The sequence below is a fragment of the Marinomonas balearica genome (genome assembly GCF_004362145.1).
Classification (GTDB): domain Bacteria; phylum Pseudomonadota; class Gammaproteobacteria; order Pseudomonadales; family Marinomonadaceae; genus Marinomonas; species Marinomonas balearica.
The window spans coordinates 312,783-328,714 of the sequence record NZ_SNXC01000015.1 but is presented as its reverse complement, the minus strand read 5'-3'; the positions used below and the strand labels follow the sequence as shown (position 1 = coordinate 328,714).

The 15,932-nt window shown below is 41.5% G+C and carries 18 protein-coding genes; 6 read left to right on the top strand and 12 right to left on the bottom strand.

Annotated elements, in window-relative coordinates; all coding sequences use genetic code 11:
- The 4 genes from DFP79_RS16735 to DFP79_RS16720 all read right to left on the bottom strand — a co-directional run.
- On the bottom strand, positions 1 to 2,198 hold a 2,198-nt coding region (locus DFP79_RS16735; RefSeq protein WP_208111449.1), incomplete at its 3' end, for a DUF4347 domain-containing protein.
- A gap of 37 nt (positions 2,199 to 2,235) precedes the next feature.
- Positions 2,236 to 2,943, bottom strand: a complete 708-nt coding sequence (locus DFP79_RS16730; RefSeq protein WP_133505079.1) for an efflux RND transporter periplasmic adaptor subunit — start codon at positions 2,941 to 2,943, stop codon at positions 2,236 to 2,238.
- 5 nt (positions 2,944 to 2,948) lie between these two features.
- The gene (locus tag DFP79_RS16725) at positions 2,949 to 4,529 is read right to left on the bottom strand and encodes a TolC family protein (RefSeq protein WP_133505078.1); all 1,581 of its coding nucleotides are present in this window, start codon (positions 4,527 to 4,529) and stop codon (positions 2,949 to 2,951) included.
- 19 nt (positions 4,530 to 4,548) lie between these two features.
- Positions 4,549 to 5,154: an OmpA family protein gene (locus DFP79_RS16720; protein ID WP_133505077.1), complete on the bottom strand. Its 606-nt coding sequence runs from the start codon at positions 5,152 to 5,154 to the stop codon at positions 4,549 to 4,551.
- A gap of 142 nt (positions 5,155 to 5,296) precedes the next feature.
- Here DFP79_RS16720 and DFP79_RS18205 point away from each other — a divergent pair, with 142 nt between their 5' ends.
- Positions 5,297 to 5,839 carry an IS3 family transposase gene (locus DFP79_RS18205; RefSeq protein WP_341777660.1) on the top strand — a complete coding sequence of 181 codons (543 nt, stop codon included), beginning with the start codon at positions 5,297 to 5,299 and terminating at the stop codon, positions 5,837 to 5,839.
- Between the two features lie 318 nt (positions 5,840 to 6,157).
- Here the strand turns inward: DFP79_RS18205 and greB are convergent, their stop codons facing one another.
- The 8 genes from greB to dinB form a co-directional block, all read right to left on the bottom strand.
- Positions 6,158 to 6,634: a transcription elongation factor GreB gene (greB, locus tag DFP79_RS16710; protein ID WP_133505075.1), complete on the bottom strand. Its 477-nt coding sequence runs from the start codon at positions 6,632 to 6,634 to the stop codon at positions 6,158 to 6,160.
- A 334-nt stretch (positions 6,635 to 6,968) separates the two neighbouring features.
- The gene (locus tag DFP79_RS16705; RefSeq protein WP_208111448.1) at positions 6,969 to 7,796 is read right to left on the bottom strand and encodes a mechanosensitive ion channel family protein; all 828 of its coding nucleotides are present in this window, start codon (positions 7,794 to 7,796) and stop codon (positions 6,969 to 6,971) included.
- A gap of 72 nt (positions 7,797 to 7,868) precedes the next feature.
- On the bottom strand, positions 7,869 to 8,153 hold the full coding sequence (locus DFP79_RS16700) for a hypothetical protein (protein ID WP_243730301.1): 285 nt from the start codon (positions 8,151 to 8,153) through the stop codon (positions 7,869 to 7,871).
- Positions 8,154 to 8,246: 93 nt separating this feature from the next.
- Positions 8,247 to 8,708, bottom strand: coding sequence for a DUF2489 domain-containing protein (locus DFP79_RS16695; protein WP_133505073.1), 462 nt, complete (start codon positions 8,706 to 8,708; stop codon positions 8,247 to 8,249).
- A gap of 53 nt (positions 8,709 to 8,761) precedes the next feature.
- Entirely contained in the window at positions 8,762 to 9,559 is a 798-nt protein-coding gene (locus DFP79_RS16690) for an inositol monophosphatase family protein (protein WP_133505072.1), read from the bottom strand.
- A complete protein-coding gene (locus DFP79_RS16685; RefSeq protein ID WP_133505071.1) occupies positions 9,559 to 10,224 on the bottom strand; it encodes an alpha/beta hydrolase in 666 nt (221 codons plus the stop codon). Before DFP79_RS16685 ends, DFP79_RS16690 begins: the two co-directional genes overlap by 1 nt.
- A gap of 164 nt (positions 10,225 to 10,388) precedes the next feature.
- On the bottom strand, positions 10,389 to 11,372 hold the full coding sequence (locus tag DFP79_RS16680) for a hypothetical protein (RefSeq protein ID WP_133505070.1): 984 nt from the start codon (positions 11,370 to 11,372) through the stop codon (positions 10,389 to 10,391).
- A 226-nt stretch (positions 11,373 to 11,598) separates the two neighbouring features.
- Positions 11,599 to 12,648, bottom strand: a complete 1,050-nt coding sequence (dinB, locus tag DFP79_RS16675) for a DNA polymerase IV (protein ID WP_133505069.1) — start codon at positions 12,646 to 12,648, stop codon at positions 11,599 to 11,601.
- Between the two features lie 493 nt (positions 12,649 to 13,141).
- On the opposite strand from dinB, the gene DFP79_RS16670 reads away from it, so the two are divergent.
- The 5 genes from DFP79_RS16670 to DFP79_RS17915 all read left to right on the top strand — a co-directional run bounded on the left by DFP79_RS16670 (position 13,142) and on the right by DFP79_RS17915 (position 15,914).
- Positions 13,142 to 13,753, top strand: a complete 612-nt coding sequence (locus tag DFP79_RS16670) for an LPP20 family lipoprotein (protein ID WP_133505068.1) — start codon at positions 13,142 to 13,144, stop codon at positions 13,751 to 13,753.
- A gap of 13 nt (positions 13,754 to 13,766) precedes the next feature.
- A complete protein-coding gene (locus DFP79_RS16665) occupies positions 13,767 to 14,984 on the top strand; it encodes a flagellar assembly protein FlgT (protein ID WP_133505067.1) in 1,218 nt (405 codons plus the stop codon).
- Positions 14,985 to 15,050: 66 nt separating this feature from the next.
- Positions 15,051 to 15,275 (top strand): cell division protein ZapB, encoded by a 225-nt coding sequence (locus DFP79_RS16660; RefSeq protein ID WP_133505066.1) that lies wholly within the window; start codon positions 15,051 to 15,053, stop codon positions 15,273 to 15,275.
- A gap of 1 nt (position 15,276) precedes the next feature.
- Positions 15,277 to 15,747 (top strand): hypothetical protein, encoded by a 471-nt coding sequence (locus DFP79_RS16655; RefSeq protein ID WP_133505065.1) that lies wholly within the window; start codon positions 15,277 to 15,279, stop codon positions 15,745 to 15,747.
- A gap of 11 nt (positions 15,748 to 15,758) precedes the next feature.
- Complete coding sequence (locus DFP79_RS17915) at positions 15,759 to 15,914, top strand: hypothetical protein (protein WP_166637723.1); 156 nt, start codon at positions 15,759 to 15,761, stop codon at positions 15,912 to 15,914.
- The last annotated feature ends 18 nt before the right edge of the window (positions 15,915 to 15,932 follow it).

Here is a 15,932-nt window from a genome sequence, read left to right as displayed (position 1 = left end):
ACTTCACCAGCACCTAAGAAATTCAGGTTTGCTTCGCTAATGTTATAGGCCCAGTTGACCGTGCCATCATTTGTGTTCGTATTGACGTTTTCAATGCTAAAGGCCGCTTCAATGGCTGCCCGTTGTTCTGCCGTCAACGTCAGAGCGGTGGTGCCATCTTGTCCGATAGCACTGACAGATTTGGTGGATTTAGTCGCCGTTGGTGTATCAGATAGATCCACATCAGTAAAGGTGATACTGCCACTGTCCGCGACGCTTGTGCCCTCTGTGATAGTACCCATAACATCCACTGCCTGAATGTCTGGCGCATCATTAAAACCATGAATGGTAATTTCAATCTCAGTAGTTGCTGTTGCGCCATTACTGTCTTCTGCTTCAATCACGTATGTAAGAACAAGGCTTTCATTACCCGCTAAAGCACTAAAAGCCTTGGCATCAGCACTAAAGTTCCAATCTACCGTTGTTGTACTTGTTTCAGAATCAAGCGCATTCTCATTCGCTATTACCAACATACCTTCATATGCTACTGCTTCATCATCAGATAGGGTAACAGCATCACTGCCCTCTGTTTTCTGTACCGCTGTCACAGAAGAGACCGATAAGGTAACACTGTCTGAGGTATCTGAATCAGTAACGATAAAATCACTGTCTAAGGTTAATGATGAGCCATCAGAAAGTAGTTCATAACTACTGCTTGATAATCTTGCCGAATAGTCTAATGCCCTAGGAATAATTTCTTGCACCCAGTCATTTGAATTATTGCTGCCAGTCTCAACATCATTTCCATATTGGGTCGCGGTATCGGTAAACCCTGTACCAGATACACCACTATCATAAAAATCATATCCTAAGAAAATAATAGTACCCGCACCATACTCTATGGTCGCTACAGTGGCATTATCATCGGTACCATAAATAGCAGTAAAACCTTCTACCGTACCTCTGCCAATCGAATCTGTGGCACTAGGACGATTTAATGAGGTTGGCCCCCCTTCAAATGGTGTACCTGACGCGTTGTCTTCATTTAAACTCCAACTCGATCCGTACTGAGAAGTTAAATCCCAACCAAAAATATTATTTAAGAAGCTTACATCATCAGAGCCATATGTACCTGTCATCATGATGACACCGCCATTACTTACCCAACTTTTAATTATCGACTGCGCACTATCGGGTAAAAAAGCGTCTGAATCTGGGTCCTCATGTTCCATATCTGTCATGAAAAAGAAACCACTTTCATTTAACTTATCTTCAAAATCATCATCGGTAAAGTTCTGAATGGAAGTATCTAAAGTATATGCACCGCCATCATTAATCTCCGACTGAATGATACTGGCCAAATTAGCATTTTCAGTTTCTTCACCTGGATCTAGATCATAGCCGTTTAGATTTGGGTAGCTAAACACTGATATCTGAGTTGGTGCAGCACCAGCACCTGATCCAGCACTGAATATAGGTGCGTTGTTGTCAGATAGGGTTAGTTCATAAACGTCACTTTCAATGTTATCGCTATTTATCACGCCAATGCTTTTTTCAAGCTCCCAATCCCCTCCCAATAAAGCTGAACCAGTCAAGTCATCAGAAGCCGCCACATCCGCCCCTGTTATTAGAGAAAGCTGCTCAATAAAGCGTTGATCATCACCTTGGCTTACTTCGCAGCCATATAATAAAAGATCACCCTTTTCATTAAGACTGTTACCTAACAGCCTTAACTCGTCACTATAACTTGTTATCGATTCGGAGTTTAAAGTGGCGCTACCGAGATCAATTTGCCCTTCACTACCATGTGACAAGATATGAATTGCATCATATCCAGAATGGGTGTCAGCCCACATAGCTATTTGTGCTAAGCCATCTTGGTTGCCATCAATTAGTTGGACTTCAATACCCTCATCAATACTCTCAATAAGGGTTTGATAATTTTCAATATTGCTATCGATAAAAACGACTTCTTTACGTCCATTATTAAGACTTACATCGACTGCTCTCACTTCTGTAGGAGCTAACGCTTTATCATCTGTCTCACTGGAATTTTGATCTTCGATACTTTGTAATTGCGTATCCGTCAATACATCCACGGCCGTCGCAACAGCAGCACCATCTAGCAATAAACGAGGCTCAAGGGCTGAAATCAGTGGCTTACGTGCTGGTTTAATTTTGCTTTGATATTTTTTCATATTAGTCCCCTGAACATTCAATAAGTCCATTTATTAATAACGCTAAATTAGATAGATTTTAAAACTCGGTGATGACACTCATTCCAGGTAACACCTTGTCTGGTAAATTTGCAATCTGTGCTCGTAATTGCAATGTTTGACTGGTTGGATCGATGCTAGGGCCAATTTGACTCACTTTTGCTAACAAGAATTGCCCTGTTTCTTCTACTTCCAACTGAATATCTTGATCAATTGATAACCAAGACATCCAACTTGAAGGCACAATGATCTCTGCCTCTAACTGATTCCGATTGACAATATTCAATACCGTTTGCTGCTGCTGAACAATTTCAAAGGTTTGAACATCAAGCTGTTCGACAACCCCATCAAAAGGCGCATAAATAGAGCAACGCTCAACATTGAGTTCAGAAATACGCAGTTCAGCTTGAACTTTTTTAAATTCGGACTCAGCAATCGCAACATCTAAAGTACCAATAGAACGAAGTTTATTTAGCTGCTGACTATTATCTAAACGGACTTTCGCCACATTAGTTTCTGCTGCAATTTTATCCCTTTGTGCTTCGTATAAACGACAATCTAATGCTACCAGTAGATCCCCCTTATTGAAGGCTTCTCCCATTGTTTTAGAGATAGTAACCACTCTGGCAGACAGCTCACTAGATAAGGTCGCCTTATGACTCGCAATCAACAAACCGCGAGCACGACCTTCTGCAAAACTGACACTGGCAGCACAACCTAAGCACAATAGGATAAAAAATCGCATCATTTTCGTTAACCTTCTAGCTCAGCAGCTTTCTCCGCTTTAGCAGCAGATAACACCTCGTCTTCTGATACAAGCTGAATATCGCCTTGCTCCCAATGGCTAAACATAGCTTCAAAAGCATTAGATAATTGAGCTAAATCCATACGGCCAAAACCAGACGGCAACGGGTCGACACCAATAGAGACTAAGATTCTTCCAAAATGATTTTGCAGGTCAGCATAAGCAACATCTCGTCGCAGTTCCGCTAACAAGGTATTGAGCTCTTCACGAATAACCGTTAATTCACCTATATTATTGCTTTCTTTACTAGAGATGACTTGCTCATGAATACGTTGAGCAACATCTAGATAGTCGATAGATAAACCATAGGTTTCTTTAGATTCTAAGAACTGAATGTTAGCAATATGAACCTGTGAAATGACAGCCATTGATGTCGCTAACGCCTGCTGTTTTGTTGCCGCTAACTTAAGACTATTGAGCTGTTTAATTTTGCCATAGCGGAACACATTCATCAGATTCCAATTAACGCCTGCACCAACCGAGGTCCAATCGTTATATTTTAAGTAATCCGAATTATTATAATAAACCCCGGCATTTAGGCTAAGGCTTGGGAATAATGTCAAAAATGCAGAATCTACATCTTCCTTTGTAATGCGCTCTTGATACTGAGCTTCTATTAACTCTGGTCGCTGAACCAAAGCAGTTCTCTCCATATCTTCAACAGCCAAATTCATTACAGGCTCTTTAAATTGGGGACGACTTACATCAGCGAGCTCAAATTTTTGAGAAGGGTTAAGACCCATTAACGTAGCAAGCTCTGATTTCGCTGGAATAAGATCTTTACGTAATTCTTGCAAAGTACGTAGTGCTTCTAATAGGGATCTCTGGTAACTCAGAGCTTCCATAGGAGATTGGATTCGCATCTTTTCAATACGAGATGAATCAGATAAAGCCGATCTTACTTTAGCAATTAAAGGATCAATTTTATTAAGTGAACGTTCAGATGAAACCGCCCTATAATAAGCGTTTCTCGCTTGCTGCATTATAGTATGAACCACTTTTCGCTCTCGCTCTTTGGCTATCAAAAAACGATCAGCTTGTTGCTTATTACGGTAATAAGACAAACCAAAATCTAAAGTATCCCATGTAGCCCCAATACTGGCATTCAGATTACTTTTATCTTCAGAAACAGAGTAGCTTGGATTTTCTCCTAAAGATGTAGCACTTCCACCAGAGTAACTAACAGAAGCAGACGCATCATATTCACTGCGCTTAGAATAACCTGCCTTCACAGCCAATTCTGGCAGCATATCAAATTGGTCAACTGCAAGTTGCCCCTGAGAAACCACTGCTTCAAATGCTTTTAATCTGGCATCACGGTTATGTTTAATAATACGGGCAAAAGCATCATTTAAGTCGATAGGCTCAATTATAGGCGCGAAGTCGAGTGCCAATAGCTCACTATTATCAAAGGCATTAGACATTACCTGCTGATCGGTAAGACGATTAGGTGTTACAGAACAAGCCGTCAATGCAACCGAGACAGACACAGCAACAGCTGCTTTGCCAAAAAAAGGGCTTAAAGCCATGACATTTCCTTATCTAAAATTAATTGGATTGGACAATAAAAGAAGAGAGATCGAATTCAAGTTCAACTCTACGATTGGGGGCGTAATAGGCGATAATTTCAGTTTTTGTTAGCTCACCCATAGCACTAATTTCAGGAACTTTTGGAGATGTTTCGCCATGGCCGACTATATGAATTTGATTGCGAAGCACACCTGCTTCGAGTAGCAGACTCTCAACACTTTGAGAACGTAATTTCGATAATTTCCGATTGTAATCTTGGCTGCCAAATTGATCCGCATAGCCATGAAGAGTAACACCTGAGTGTCGATTCAATAACAAGAAGTCAATGGCTTTCGAAAGGTCCTCTTGTCTTAATAATTGCCATTGGTCAAAACCAAACAATAGAGGCTCAATATCAGGGATAACGACAGGTATCTCATCAATAGCCGTGACACCAGACTGACTATCAACCAACTGAACAACAAGCCCATCAACTTTTCGTGGCCCTAAACCAGGACTGCATCTAGTATATTCAGAACTACAGTCTAACGACAAATTGCCAGGTTCAAAATCAGAAACACTACAGGCAGACAGTAAAATAGAGAGGGGAATGATTGGTATTATCTTTTGAGTACAACAGAACATTTTTATTCTTCACTTACGATATACAAATTTATACAGTTTGATTATTTTGGGAAAAATAACGCGAAAATGTTTTATAAAAATATTCATTTTTAAAAACAAACATGAATACATTTACGGTTAATTTACCATACATTACAAATGGATGATACAACACTTTCGTTATATCATTGTTTCAATTGATGAAATTCAATTATATCTCTTAATAAGCCTAGACATTTCAGAGACTATTAGACACCTATTCAAATCAAATCTAGCTTATCAAGAGGTGTTTTATGAAACCCATAACGTTACCCTGAAGAACTCAAAAACGAAGCGGTTAAAGAAGCCGTTATCTGATCGGTTGATTAAAGATCTGAGACTGTTAGTGCGAATACGAGAATGTCACATTGCTAGCGGTGGAACCTATAGCAACCGATGGATACACCGCAACTTCCGTGATGAAGGAGAACCCTGTAGTCCACATCCTGTTGCCAGGATCATGCGCAATAACAACATTAAGGCTCAGATTGGCTATAAAGGTCGTCACATCCAAGGGTGCAAGGTCGGCACGATTGCTGATAACATCTTGAAGCATCAGCTTAACCCTGACTCTCCTAATAAAGCGTGGGTAAGTGGTATCACCTACCTCAAAACCCACGAAGGATTACCACATGAAGTATTAGTACACTGTGATCAGGGAAGCTAATACGCGAGCAATGACTATCTCGCTTTTATGGCAGTTCATAACTTGATTTCTTCAATGAGTCGCCGAAGGAGTTGTCATGATAACGCGGTGGCAGAAAGCTTTTTTTCCACCTTCAAGAAGCCATTAACAAAACGAAAGATCTATTCGGCAAGAAAGATGTGAAAGGGAGAGAGATTTAGTTTTATTGAGATATTATACAATCCGATAAAACGCCATTATCATAAAGGCGGCGTGTTCTCGGCAAAGTTCGAAGAAATGTATTTTTTAAAAGAAACTACTTTCTATAAAACTATAGGAAGCCCAAAAAGGCCCCTAGCCCTAAGTAGGTAAGTATTTAATACTTAATACATCCCAAGTTATATCACCACCCGGTGCTCGTACTAAAATTTCATCATCCACTTGTTTCCCTAGACAGGCTCTCGCCATTGGAGAGTCGATAGAAATGTAATCATTTCTATCGTAAATTTCTTCCGAGCCAACAATGCGGAATTTAAGCTCTTTCTCATCCTCATTTCCCAAGGTTACCCAAGCACCAAAAAAGATTTTTCCATCTTGCTGCGGATGGTAATCTACAATTTTAATACCATCTAAAGTTTTTCGAAGAAAACGTACTCGACGATCAATTTCACGGAGCCGACGCTTATTATATTGGTAATCTGCATTTTCAGATCTATCACCAAGACCTGCAGCCCAAGTAACAATTTTGGTAATCTCAGGACGCTCCTTACGCCATAAAAAATCAATTTCATCCTTGAGCTTTTGATAACCTTCACGAGTAATGAGCTTTGTGCGCATTTTAAATTCCTACTAACCGTACTATCTAAAATGTTGAGTTGGTGACTGAGAAGCACAAAAATGGATTAACGGAGCATATAAGATTAGATAAAGTCTTCCTACTCCTAAAACGAATAGAAGGGAGACTTACTGGGCAACATAAATCTATTGAACAAATACCTACTTTAGGTGCCTTTCTATCGATTAATAATGCGTTTTCTAATAACTCCCAAATTCCAAAAAGCATCAATTGTACAACAAACGAAAACGCTCGACCTAAGCCGAGCGTTGCAACCCTTTAACTGTGTGTAAAGGGTTCAGTCAATTTTATTAGCTACAACTAATTAGCAGACAGCTAGTCTGCTTTTGTAACATGCACGTCCATTTGAGGATATGGAATGCCGACGCCATTTTCATCAAATGTGTACTTAATTTTTTCTAGCAAATCCGCTCTTACGCCCCAGTAATCTTCAGATTTCACCCAAGGGCGAACATTGAAGTTTACAGAGCTGTCTGCCAGTTCGCCAACAGCGATCACATAAGCCGGATCTTTAAGAACTCGATCCTCTGAGTTTAAAATGCCTTCTAACAACTCTTTTGCCAACCTGATATCTGCGTCATAACTGATGCCTATTACCAGATCCAAACGGCGTGTCGCTTCTCGTGAAAAGTTCACGATGCTGCCACCCATAATACTGGAGTTTGGAATGATAACTACGCGGTTATCCGGTGTTTTTAACTCTGTGTGAAATAACTCGATGCGATCCACAACACCCATCTGACCCGCTGCTTCTATAAAATCACCAGCGCGGAAAGGACGCAGCATAATAATCAGCACGCCTGAGGCAAAGTTAGACAAAGATCCTTGCAAAGCCAAGCCAACGGCTAAACCTGCTGCACCTAAGATGGCAATAAACGACGTCGTTTGAACCCCAACCTGACCTAACGCCATTAGAGTCGATGCCGCAAAAATCAGCGCATATATAATACTTGCCGTGAACCCAGCAACCGCTTTGTCCACATTGGACTTAAGCATTCGACGTTCACACCATTTTGAAATTTTCTTCGCTAAAAAACGACCAACAAAGAAAATGACGATGCCTGCAGCTAGACCAATCGCCATATCGACGATCCACGGCGCCCACTGCGAGCCTTGATCCAGCAAATCATTTAGATCATTCATTAAAGGTTCGCTCCCATATTTTTGAACTTCTGAATAAACTAAGGAAAGTTATATCGAATCGCTACATTGACCTTAAGCTTGATAATTGGCTTTATGTCGCCACTCATCTAACAAAGCAGTAAGTTGTTTGATTCCTTCTTCTGAAAAGGCAACACACGGCCGTCCCTCAAATAACTTCGTTCCTCGACAAAATGCCTCATCAATCTCGGCACATTTCTCCCGAAGAGCTTCAACCTGTTCATCAGTTCGAACGCCCATTCCGATAAAAATATGCCAATCATGTTCAGGCAACCTACCTTTTACAGCAAGATCGAGTAAACAAATACACTTTTGATGTTCAATAATGTAATAAGGCACGCGCTCTTTAAAACGTATAAAGAATATCAGTAGCCCGCACAAGAGACTAAAACATAAACCGACCGATAACAAAATCTGCCAAAACACCGTTATTTACTCTAACGGAAATGCCAGCAAATCGGTTCGAGCTGTTTCTAATGTGGACTTATATTTGGCTTCTACTGAATCCATTTCCTTCAAAAAACTCATACGAGCTTTGACAGGGAGATCGCTCCATTGCTGATGTGTTGGAATGTGCTGAGTTTCTGCTTCAACGGAATAAAAAGCATTGATTGTTTCGTGCTCTGAAAGGTCAATACTCAGTTGATCCAGTAGATTTTTAATCCGGATACTTGCCTCAATCCAAGTTAAGTTCTCATCACTTTCCAATGCTTGAAGAATAACCTTAACGCTCTCTACCCGTTTCGCACGTTCTTCAGCCAAACGTTTTTCGCCCTCAGCAATCTTTTCTTCCCTGAGTTTGTTTTTCTTTAATTGACGGACAATAAAACCCAATGACACTACGATAACAATGACCGAAACGGCCAAAGCGACAATAAACGATACAGTTGACATACTTCCTCTTAGATATTTGCGTTAGCCTCAATACACACGCTTTACGTTCGGCATTACTTGAGCAATGAGGCTAGTTGTTCATATATTTTTGGCGTTGAGACGAGCAAACAGTCTCCATTTAGCGCTTCTGGCCACTCTTTGCGAATATCACCGAAGTGACCAATAGAGGCGCCAGCTTCTTCCGCGATAATGGCGCCTGCGGCCATGTCCCAAGGCTTTACGCTTTCGTAGTAGGCATCCATGAAACCATGAGCAACCGCACACAGATCCAATGCAGCGGAGCCATTGCGACGAACATCCTGACAGTGTTCAAGTATCCGCCCTACTTTCGGAACGAGCTCGGTAAGCGTTTCTTTTCGATAAGGAAAACCCGTTGCCACAAGAGCATTACGTAGGTTTTCTTGATTAGAAACACTTATTTTTTCATCATTACAATACGCACCAGATCCTAAAACAGCCCAGTATGTTTGACCTAAGAATGGCGCTTCAACAACACCAAGCTGTCTTTTGCCATTTATATACAAACCGATACTAACTGCAACATGAGGCAAACCATGTGCAAAATTGACGGTGCCATCAATCGGGTCAATCACCCAGACAGGCGCGCTATTCTCCCCACAAATCAACAAATCTGGCGTCGATTCTTCAGAGAATATGTCATGTTCAGGGTATTGTTCTCTGATTTGTGAACACAAATAGTCATCTACAGCGATATCCACACTGGTAACGAGTTCGTGTCCAGATTTATAGTCACTCTCAAAGGTTGAGGATTGTCTTGCCTCTAGCATCATCACCCCGGCGTGGTGCGCTAGCTTTTTCGCAAAAACTAAATATTCAGCCAGCGCAGCCATTACTCGATAACGCCTTTAAGCCAAGCCGATATATCGCCGATCTGAGCAGGACAAACCGAATGAGGCATTGGATAGCTCTGATACGATGTATCAAACCCTTTGTCTGTCAAAATTGCTTTGGCACGAGCTCCAAGCGTTGGCTCAACAACGGGATCGTAAGATCCGTGATGAATGAGAAAAGGCGTTGTGTGATTCGCAACCGTATTTGCCTCAGGAACGCTCTCAAAATCCGCTAAATAAGTAGACAACGCCATTACGCCAGCAAATTTATGTTTTGACGTTAATGCCATTTGATATGCAATCACCCCGCCTTGAGAAAAGCCCGCTATGATGATCTTGTCTGACGTAATACCTTGTGCAATTTGCTCCTCGACCAAGGCTGAGATCTGCTCACAAGATTCATCAATATTTGCCATATCCACCTTACGATCTAAATCCATTTCTAGAATGTCGTACCATGCGCGCATTTCCATCCCGCCGTTTATCGTTACAGGTCGGATAGGAGCATGAGGAAAAACAAATCGAACAGAGGCATTATCTAAACCAAGAGAAGGAACAACCCCTTTAAAATCATTGCCGTCAGCTCCCAGTCCATGCAACCAAATAACCGCATGAGTGGGGTTTTCATTCGTTTCTACGTAGATTGCTTCAAGCGAGCCAGCCATAGGTATATTCTCCAACAGGTCGTTAAGACGAGTAACAAATGCAACATTCGCTTAACAAAAAAATAGACTATCAATTATCGTGATAGCCTATCATATTAAAGAAGCAACGAATAACCTGAAATAGAGTTCACCAATCGCATTACTGCCTCGCGAAATCCCCTAGATCAATGCTCTATAGGGTAATCCCACTTCACGACTTTTTGAGATTCATCGAGTGTAAAAACAACATCTGCACGTCCCGCCATACTTGATAACATAAATCGGGTGAGCCGCTCATAATGCTGCATAAACGCTTTTAATTCTTCGCTCGACATGACCTTTATATCCAAAGTATCAAGAATACCACCATGAATATCGTACAAATGGTTTTCCAAGGTTCTTTCCTGTTTGTTTCGCCAGTCATAAACCACGTCGTAATTTGGCGCTTGCATCCAAAGTAAAATATCAATGTGCTCAAACAGAGACCGGTAATCGTGCTTAAGGTGTTCATTAACACAGTTTCGCCACTGCGCACTGGAATCATTCTTTTCTTCAAGAAGGTTCATCGGTTCTTGCAATGTTTTTTTAGGCATTTCACTTGCACCTACACACCAACCTTCAAAAAACACAACGTCAACGGGTCCCTCCACTTGAGTCCAGCGATGAACAGGCTTACGGTCGTCCATCGATTTGTCGAACGCGGGTAAAAACATCACTTCGCCGTCTTTCAGATCTTTTAACCGCTGAATAATCGTATCAGCCAGCACTACGTCATGCGTTCCGGGCACACCTCGTACCGAAAACAAAGGATGGACTTCATTCGAATATTTCATGCGATCAGAATGAGTGAGATAAAGATCATCCAAACTCAGAACAACGGCATTTAGATCAAACCCCTTTCTTAATATATGACTCACAACAGTACAAAACGTTGTTTTGCCGCATCCTTGAGCACCAGACATGCCCAAGATTAGCGGTCCAATATTCGGTCTAGAGCGTTCACTTACCCAGTCTGCAAAGGGTATAAATAGATCGTCCATTCTGTCAGCAAGAGATTCATCTGCGTACAGGCTTTTTAATGTTTGCTCCACATCAAACCTGAGCCGCTGCGAAAGTGACCCAGGGGTACTTCTTGCTAATTCAGTTTTTAATTCACTCGACGTTCTCATAGTCAGCCACCTATTGAGTGTGCTGCCGTGTCATTCAGCAGTCATTATAGATTTGCGCTTTCGAGCAGCAATACGTGCCTACTTGCAACAACCACCGCCGGATATTCTGCGCCATGCCCTTTTTCAATATAGAAGACAGGTTACTAACGAACAAAATATAGACAGTTATTTTTTATTAATGGAGCGATACTAAAAGTCACTTAGCACATAATCGAGAGAAGACAATTTAAGAAAATAACGAAAGTTGATTGGATATTGGCGCAGTAAGACGATACCCGACACCGATCAAGCGCACGGGTTTATTGTGTCTTGAATATGCCTCATTCAGTAATTCAAAAAACACGAAATCGTCTAACTTTCCTGATATAGGCCTTTCTATGGTTGTCTGAGAAAAATCACTAAACTTCAATTTTAGGTAGTATTTTCGGATATTTTGAAGACATTGCTTTTTTTTCACTCTGATTTTGAGCTCTTCTATTATGTTCGGAAGCTGCTGAATACATTGTTCAGTGCCTTCTAAATCAAAAGCGAAAGTATGTTCAACGGATAGGCTTTTTCGATCTCGTGATACTTGAACCGGCCGTTCGTCTATTCCCTTTGAAAACTGCTGAAGACGATAGGCCATACTGCCGAAAGACTTTAATAGCTGATCAAACGAAATATTTTTAAGGTCTCCACAGGTCTCTACGCCCATTACGCTCAGTTTTTCTTGAGCAACCTTTCCGACGCCTGATACTCGAGCCACGGGAATATCGGTCACAAATGCCTGAACCTCAGATGGCGAAACTGTTTTTATGCCGTTAGGCTTATTCCAATCACTTGCGACCTTGGCTATAAACTTATTTGTCGCGACACCTGCCGATACCGTAATACCGGTTTCGTTTTCGATTCTTTGCCTGATCTCTTGAGCAATAAGCGTCGCACTACCGCCAAATGCGCCGCTCTCTGAAACGTCTAAATAGGCCTCATCCAGCGAAAGAGGTTCAATAATGTCAGTATAATCTCGAAATATGGCGTGCATCTGTCGAGAGACTTCCTGATACTTTGACATGTTACCCGGAATTATAAGCAGATCAGGACATAATCGTTTTGCAACGGAGCTGGGCATGGCAGAGCGAACACCAAACTCTCTCGCTTTATAATTTGCAGTAGCAAGCACTCCGCGAGAATTAGACGGCCCGCCAATTGCTAATGGAACATTACACAAACTTGGGTCGTCTCGCATTTCGACTGCCGCATAAAAGCAATCGGCATCGATGTGAATGATTTTACGCATTAAACACCCCAAGACTGTACATACAACCAGTATAATACACTCAATGCGCCTATGTTGACGATGAATAGACGAATTTCTGAGTCAAAAAGTGCAAATCTTCTTCAAGAACTACCTTAAAAATCCGTAAAATTAGTAGATAATGCATTATTAGGATACTTCAGGAGCATTGAGCGTGAGAGTCTTCTCAATAAACACAATAATTAGCGTAACAATGGCCGTATTTTTAAGTGGCTGCACTTACAATCACTATTATCAGAATAAAACTGAAATGGTTCCTACGCCAAATTCTGATACAGCGATGGAAAAAAATGCCACAATAGTGGCTAAGCCTAAACAAAAGCTAAAAATTTACAGAGTTCATTAAGAAACCCCAAACGCGTTCTATGTGCTTGAAGTATATAACGCATGATAAGGTAATCTCTGTCGGCGAAAATTGACCAATTTATGAAAAACATGATTTCAAACATCGTAGTGCACTACTTGGAGATACAACATGTCTGTTTTTAAACAACTGCCTTTTCTTGCAATCGCTTCTATTGTGTTATCAGCCTGCAGCGGCGGCCCTGTTTTATCTCCTGAATGTACGTCCGTTTCACCTTGTAATAACAGTATTTCAAATATCACTACAGGTGAAGAAAAAGACATCGAAATCATTGACGTCATTCCTCGTGACCCTATCATTGTTAACGCAACAGGCTACTCTGCTCCAATCAGCCGAAAAAACCTGTCTAAGTCTCAGGCTCGATTAATGTCCTTGCGCGGCTCAAAACTGGACGCTTATCGAAATTTAGCGGAACGCGTTTACGGTTTAAAAATTGACGGCACCAGCTCCATAACCAATATGATGGCAACGCATGATGAATTGCGTACTTATGTCGATGCTTATTTAGTGGGTGCGAAAGTTGTTTCACAACGGGAATTGGAAGATGGCACATTCGAAACGGTTGTAGAAATGGCGTTACAAGAAAATTTTCGACAATGCGTTAGCTCTCCAAGCTCCATCTTGAGCAACCCTGCGTGCCAAGTTCGCCCTAGCTACAAAACATCGAGTGCAACGCAAAACCGCGGAACAAACACAGCCACTAGCTTATATACGGTAGAGTAAAAAGGACGTTCGTATGCGCTCTTTGCAGAAAACAGTTGTCACTTTCGCGATTATTATTACGACCTGTATGCTCACGGCAGCAAATGTATTTGCGACCACGATTCAGGCGCGAGGCGATGCGATAATCTACGATAATGACATTACAGATGCGCGCTACCGAGCCACGGAACAAGCGATAAAACAAGCGACTTTGCAAGCGAGTTCCAGGTTATCCGTCACTGAATCACTAACCAATGGTCAGATTTCCAGCAAACTAAGGCTTCAAGCCGCAGGCAAAACACAAAACACTCGAATTCTGTCTGAATCTGTTGATGACAACCTTCTTTCTCTGCTGGTTGAAGTCGATATTACACCTGAATCCATGTGTGATAACGGTGCTTCTAATTTATATAAAAAGTCCGTCGCCATCACCAGCTTTGAATTGCAAGTTCCTCAACAGGCAAGGTTAGGGGCTTTATATAATATTTCCCGCGAACTGCCAAAAAGTCTCGTACAAGAAATCAATCATCAAGGGTATTTAAAAGCACTGTCTGCAACGAATATCTCTGTCTACCCAGATTTAATAAATGCGCCTACCTCAACAAACTACGATGGTTCGCTAACAAACATCACTCGCTTAGGCGAGGATCTTGGCGTGCAATACGTCATCAGCGGTGTCATTCGAGATATTGGTGAAACCTACCCTAAACACCCAAACCAAAAAACACCAATCAACAACTTGTTAAGTTGGGCTAAAAAAGAAGATCAACAACGTAAAATGGTGTTAGATCTCTACGTTTATGACGGTTTTAGTGGTGCTCTGATCTTTGAACATCATTATGATGAATCGGGCGAATGGGATACTGACGAAGCAGACAAAGTTAGGTTTGGCTCTGGAAAATTTTGGTCGCTTAACTATGGAAAAGTGGTTGCTCAAGTACTTAGAGACAGCTCTCTCGACACGAGCGATCAATTACGCTGCCAACCTTTTGTTGCGAATATTTTCCGCACGGAAGGAAACCTAATACACCTTTCGGCGGGGTCGTTAGCCGGCATAAAAAAAGGCGATCAATTCCGTGTTTATCGTCGATACGAAATTTACAACCAGCTGCAAAATACGCAAACTCAGCTCAATAATGCAAATATTAACGTGACAATTACTCAAGTTCAGCCTAATTTTGCGATCGGAGAACTGTCCGTTGATGCTAAGATTTTGAATGTTCAACAACAAGATGTTGTTATCGCATGGTAAATCACTACAATCATGCTTTATATATTATAAGAACCGACAAAAGCGACTCAAAGCTTAGGAATATAGATGAATAACGAACTACTGCACCACTTAGAACAGAGAATAAACAACGCTGTTGAAGAAATCTCCTCTCTGCGTCAGAAAGTATCTGAACTTGAAATGAAAAACTATGAACTGTCCGAAGAAAAAGAAGAACTTCGCGCAGGCCTGACTCAAAAATCGGAACAGCAAACAAGTTGGGAGTCTTCTCTTAACCAAATGCTTGACCGCTTGAACCAGTTGGATAAGTAATATGAAGCAGTTTGTTGCAGCAGCATTGTTATTTGGCGCATCAGGCGCGATGTCAGCTTCAGGGCAATTCGCAAGTCTAGTAACTTATGAATACGTTTTTAGCAAACCTTCTACTGCAACAGGCACGACTTCAGGTGTGTTAAATACGTCGATCGAATACACTTACCCTAGAAGTTTATCACTCTATGGCGGTGCAACGTTTATACTCAGAGACAGCTACGAAAGCAGCATAAATCTGGGAGCACGTTTATACACATCCACTCCCTTGTTCCATTGGGGAAAAAACAAACCAATATGGAGTTATATTGGTGTTGGAGCCTATCTTGTTGATAATCTAGCATACTTCCCAGAAGCTGGACTGCGTATTGCTACATCGGATAACACACGTATGGATGTGTTCTTCAAGGTGTATAATAGCAGTGATACCGCATATGATAGACACGCTACCCTAGGTGTTGGGCTAACATTCTAAATAGGATGAAAATGTTTTATTTAGCGCTGGTAAGTCTGGCGATATATGCGGGAATTGACTGGTGGGTGTCGGAGGATTTTGGATTCGATGAGCCCAATGCGCATTTTTTAGAAGAGATGACAGGTAGAGCAAATACGCCCTATGTCCCTCTAACACCATTAAAGTAAACGGTTAATTGCAAAATG

Bases quoted from the DNA above. Each gene is read 5' to 3' on its own strand.
- DFP79_RS16690 (WP_133505072.1), bottom strand. From the start codon at position 9,559: ATGGCTGCGCTGGCTGAATATTTAGTTTTTGCGAAAAAGCTAGCGCAC.
- DFP79_RS17915 (WP_166637723.1), top strand. From the start codon at position 15,759: ATGTTTTATTTAGCGCTGGTAAGTCTGGCGATATATGCGGGAATTGAC.
- greB (WP_133505075.1), bottom strand. From the start codon at position 6,634: ATGCGCACAAAGCTCATTACTCGTGAAGGTTATCAAAAGCTCAAGGAT.
- DFP79_RS16680 (WP_133505070.1), bottom strand. From the start codon at position 11,372: ATGAGAACGTCGAGTGAATTAAAAACTGAATTAGCAAGAAGTACCCCT.
- DFP79_RS16665 (WP_133505067.1), top strand. From the start codon at position 13,767: ATGCGCTCTTTGCAGAAAACAGTTGTCACTTTCGCGATTATTATTACG.
- DFP79_RS16670 (WP_133505068.1), top strand. From the start codon at position 13,142: ATGTCTGTTTTTAAACAACTGCCTTTTCTTGCAATCGCTTCTATTGTG.
- DFP79_RS16725 (WP_133505078.1), bottom strand. From the start codon at position 4,529: ATGGCTTTAAGCCCTTTTTTTGGCAAAGCAGCTGTTGCTGTGTCTGTC.
- DFP79_RS16705 (WP_208111448.1), bottom strand. From the start codon at position 7,796: ATGAATGATCTAAATGATTTGCTGGATCAAGGCTCGCAGTGGGCGCCG.
- DFP79_RS18205 (WP_341777660.1), top strand. From the start codon at position 5,297: ATGATACAACACTTTCGTTATATCATTGTTTCAATTGATGAAATTCAA.
- DFP79_RS16660 (WP_133505066.1), top strand. From the start codon at position 15,051: ATGAATAACGAACTACTGCACCACTTAGAACAGAGAATAAACAACGCT.
- DFP79_RS16685 (WP_133505071.1), bottom strand. From the start codon at position 10,224: ATGGCTGGCTCGCTTGAAGCAATCTACGTAGAAACGAATGAAAACCCC.
- DFP79_RS16720 (WP_133505077.1), bottom strand. From the start codon at position 5,154: ATGTTCTGTTGTACTCAAAAGATAATACCAATCATTCCCCTCTCTATT.
- dinB (WP_133505069.1), bottom strand. From the start codon at position 12,648: ATGCGTAAAATCATTCACATCGATGCCGATTGCTTTTATGCGGCAGTC.
- DFP79_RS16730 (WP_133505079.1), bottom strand. From the start codon at position 2,943: ATGATGCGATTTTTTATCCTATTGTGCTTAGGTTGTGCTGCCAGTGTC.
- DFP79_RS16655 (WP_133505065.1), top strand. From the start codon at position 15,277: ATGAAGCAGTTTGTTGCAGCAGCATTGTTATTTGGCGCATCAGGCGCG.
- DFP79_RS16695 (WP_133505073.1), bottom strand. From the start codon at position 8,708: ATGTCAACTGTATCGTTTATTGTCGCTTTGGCCGTTTCGGTCATTGTT.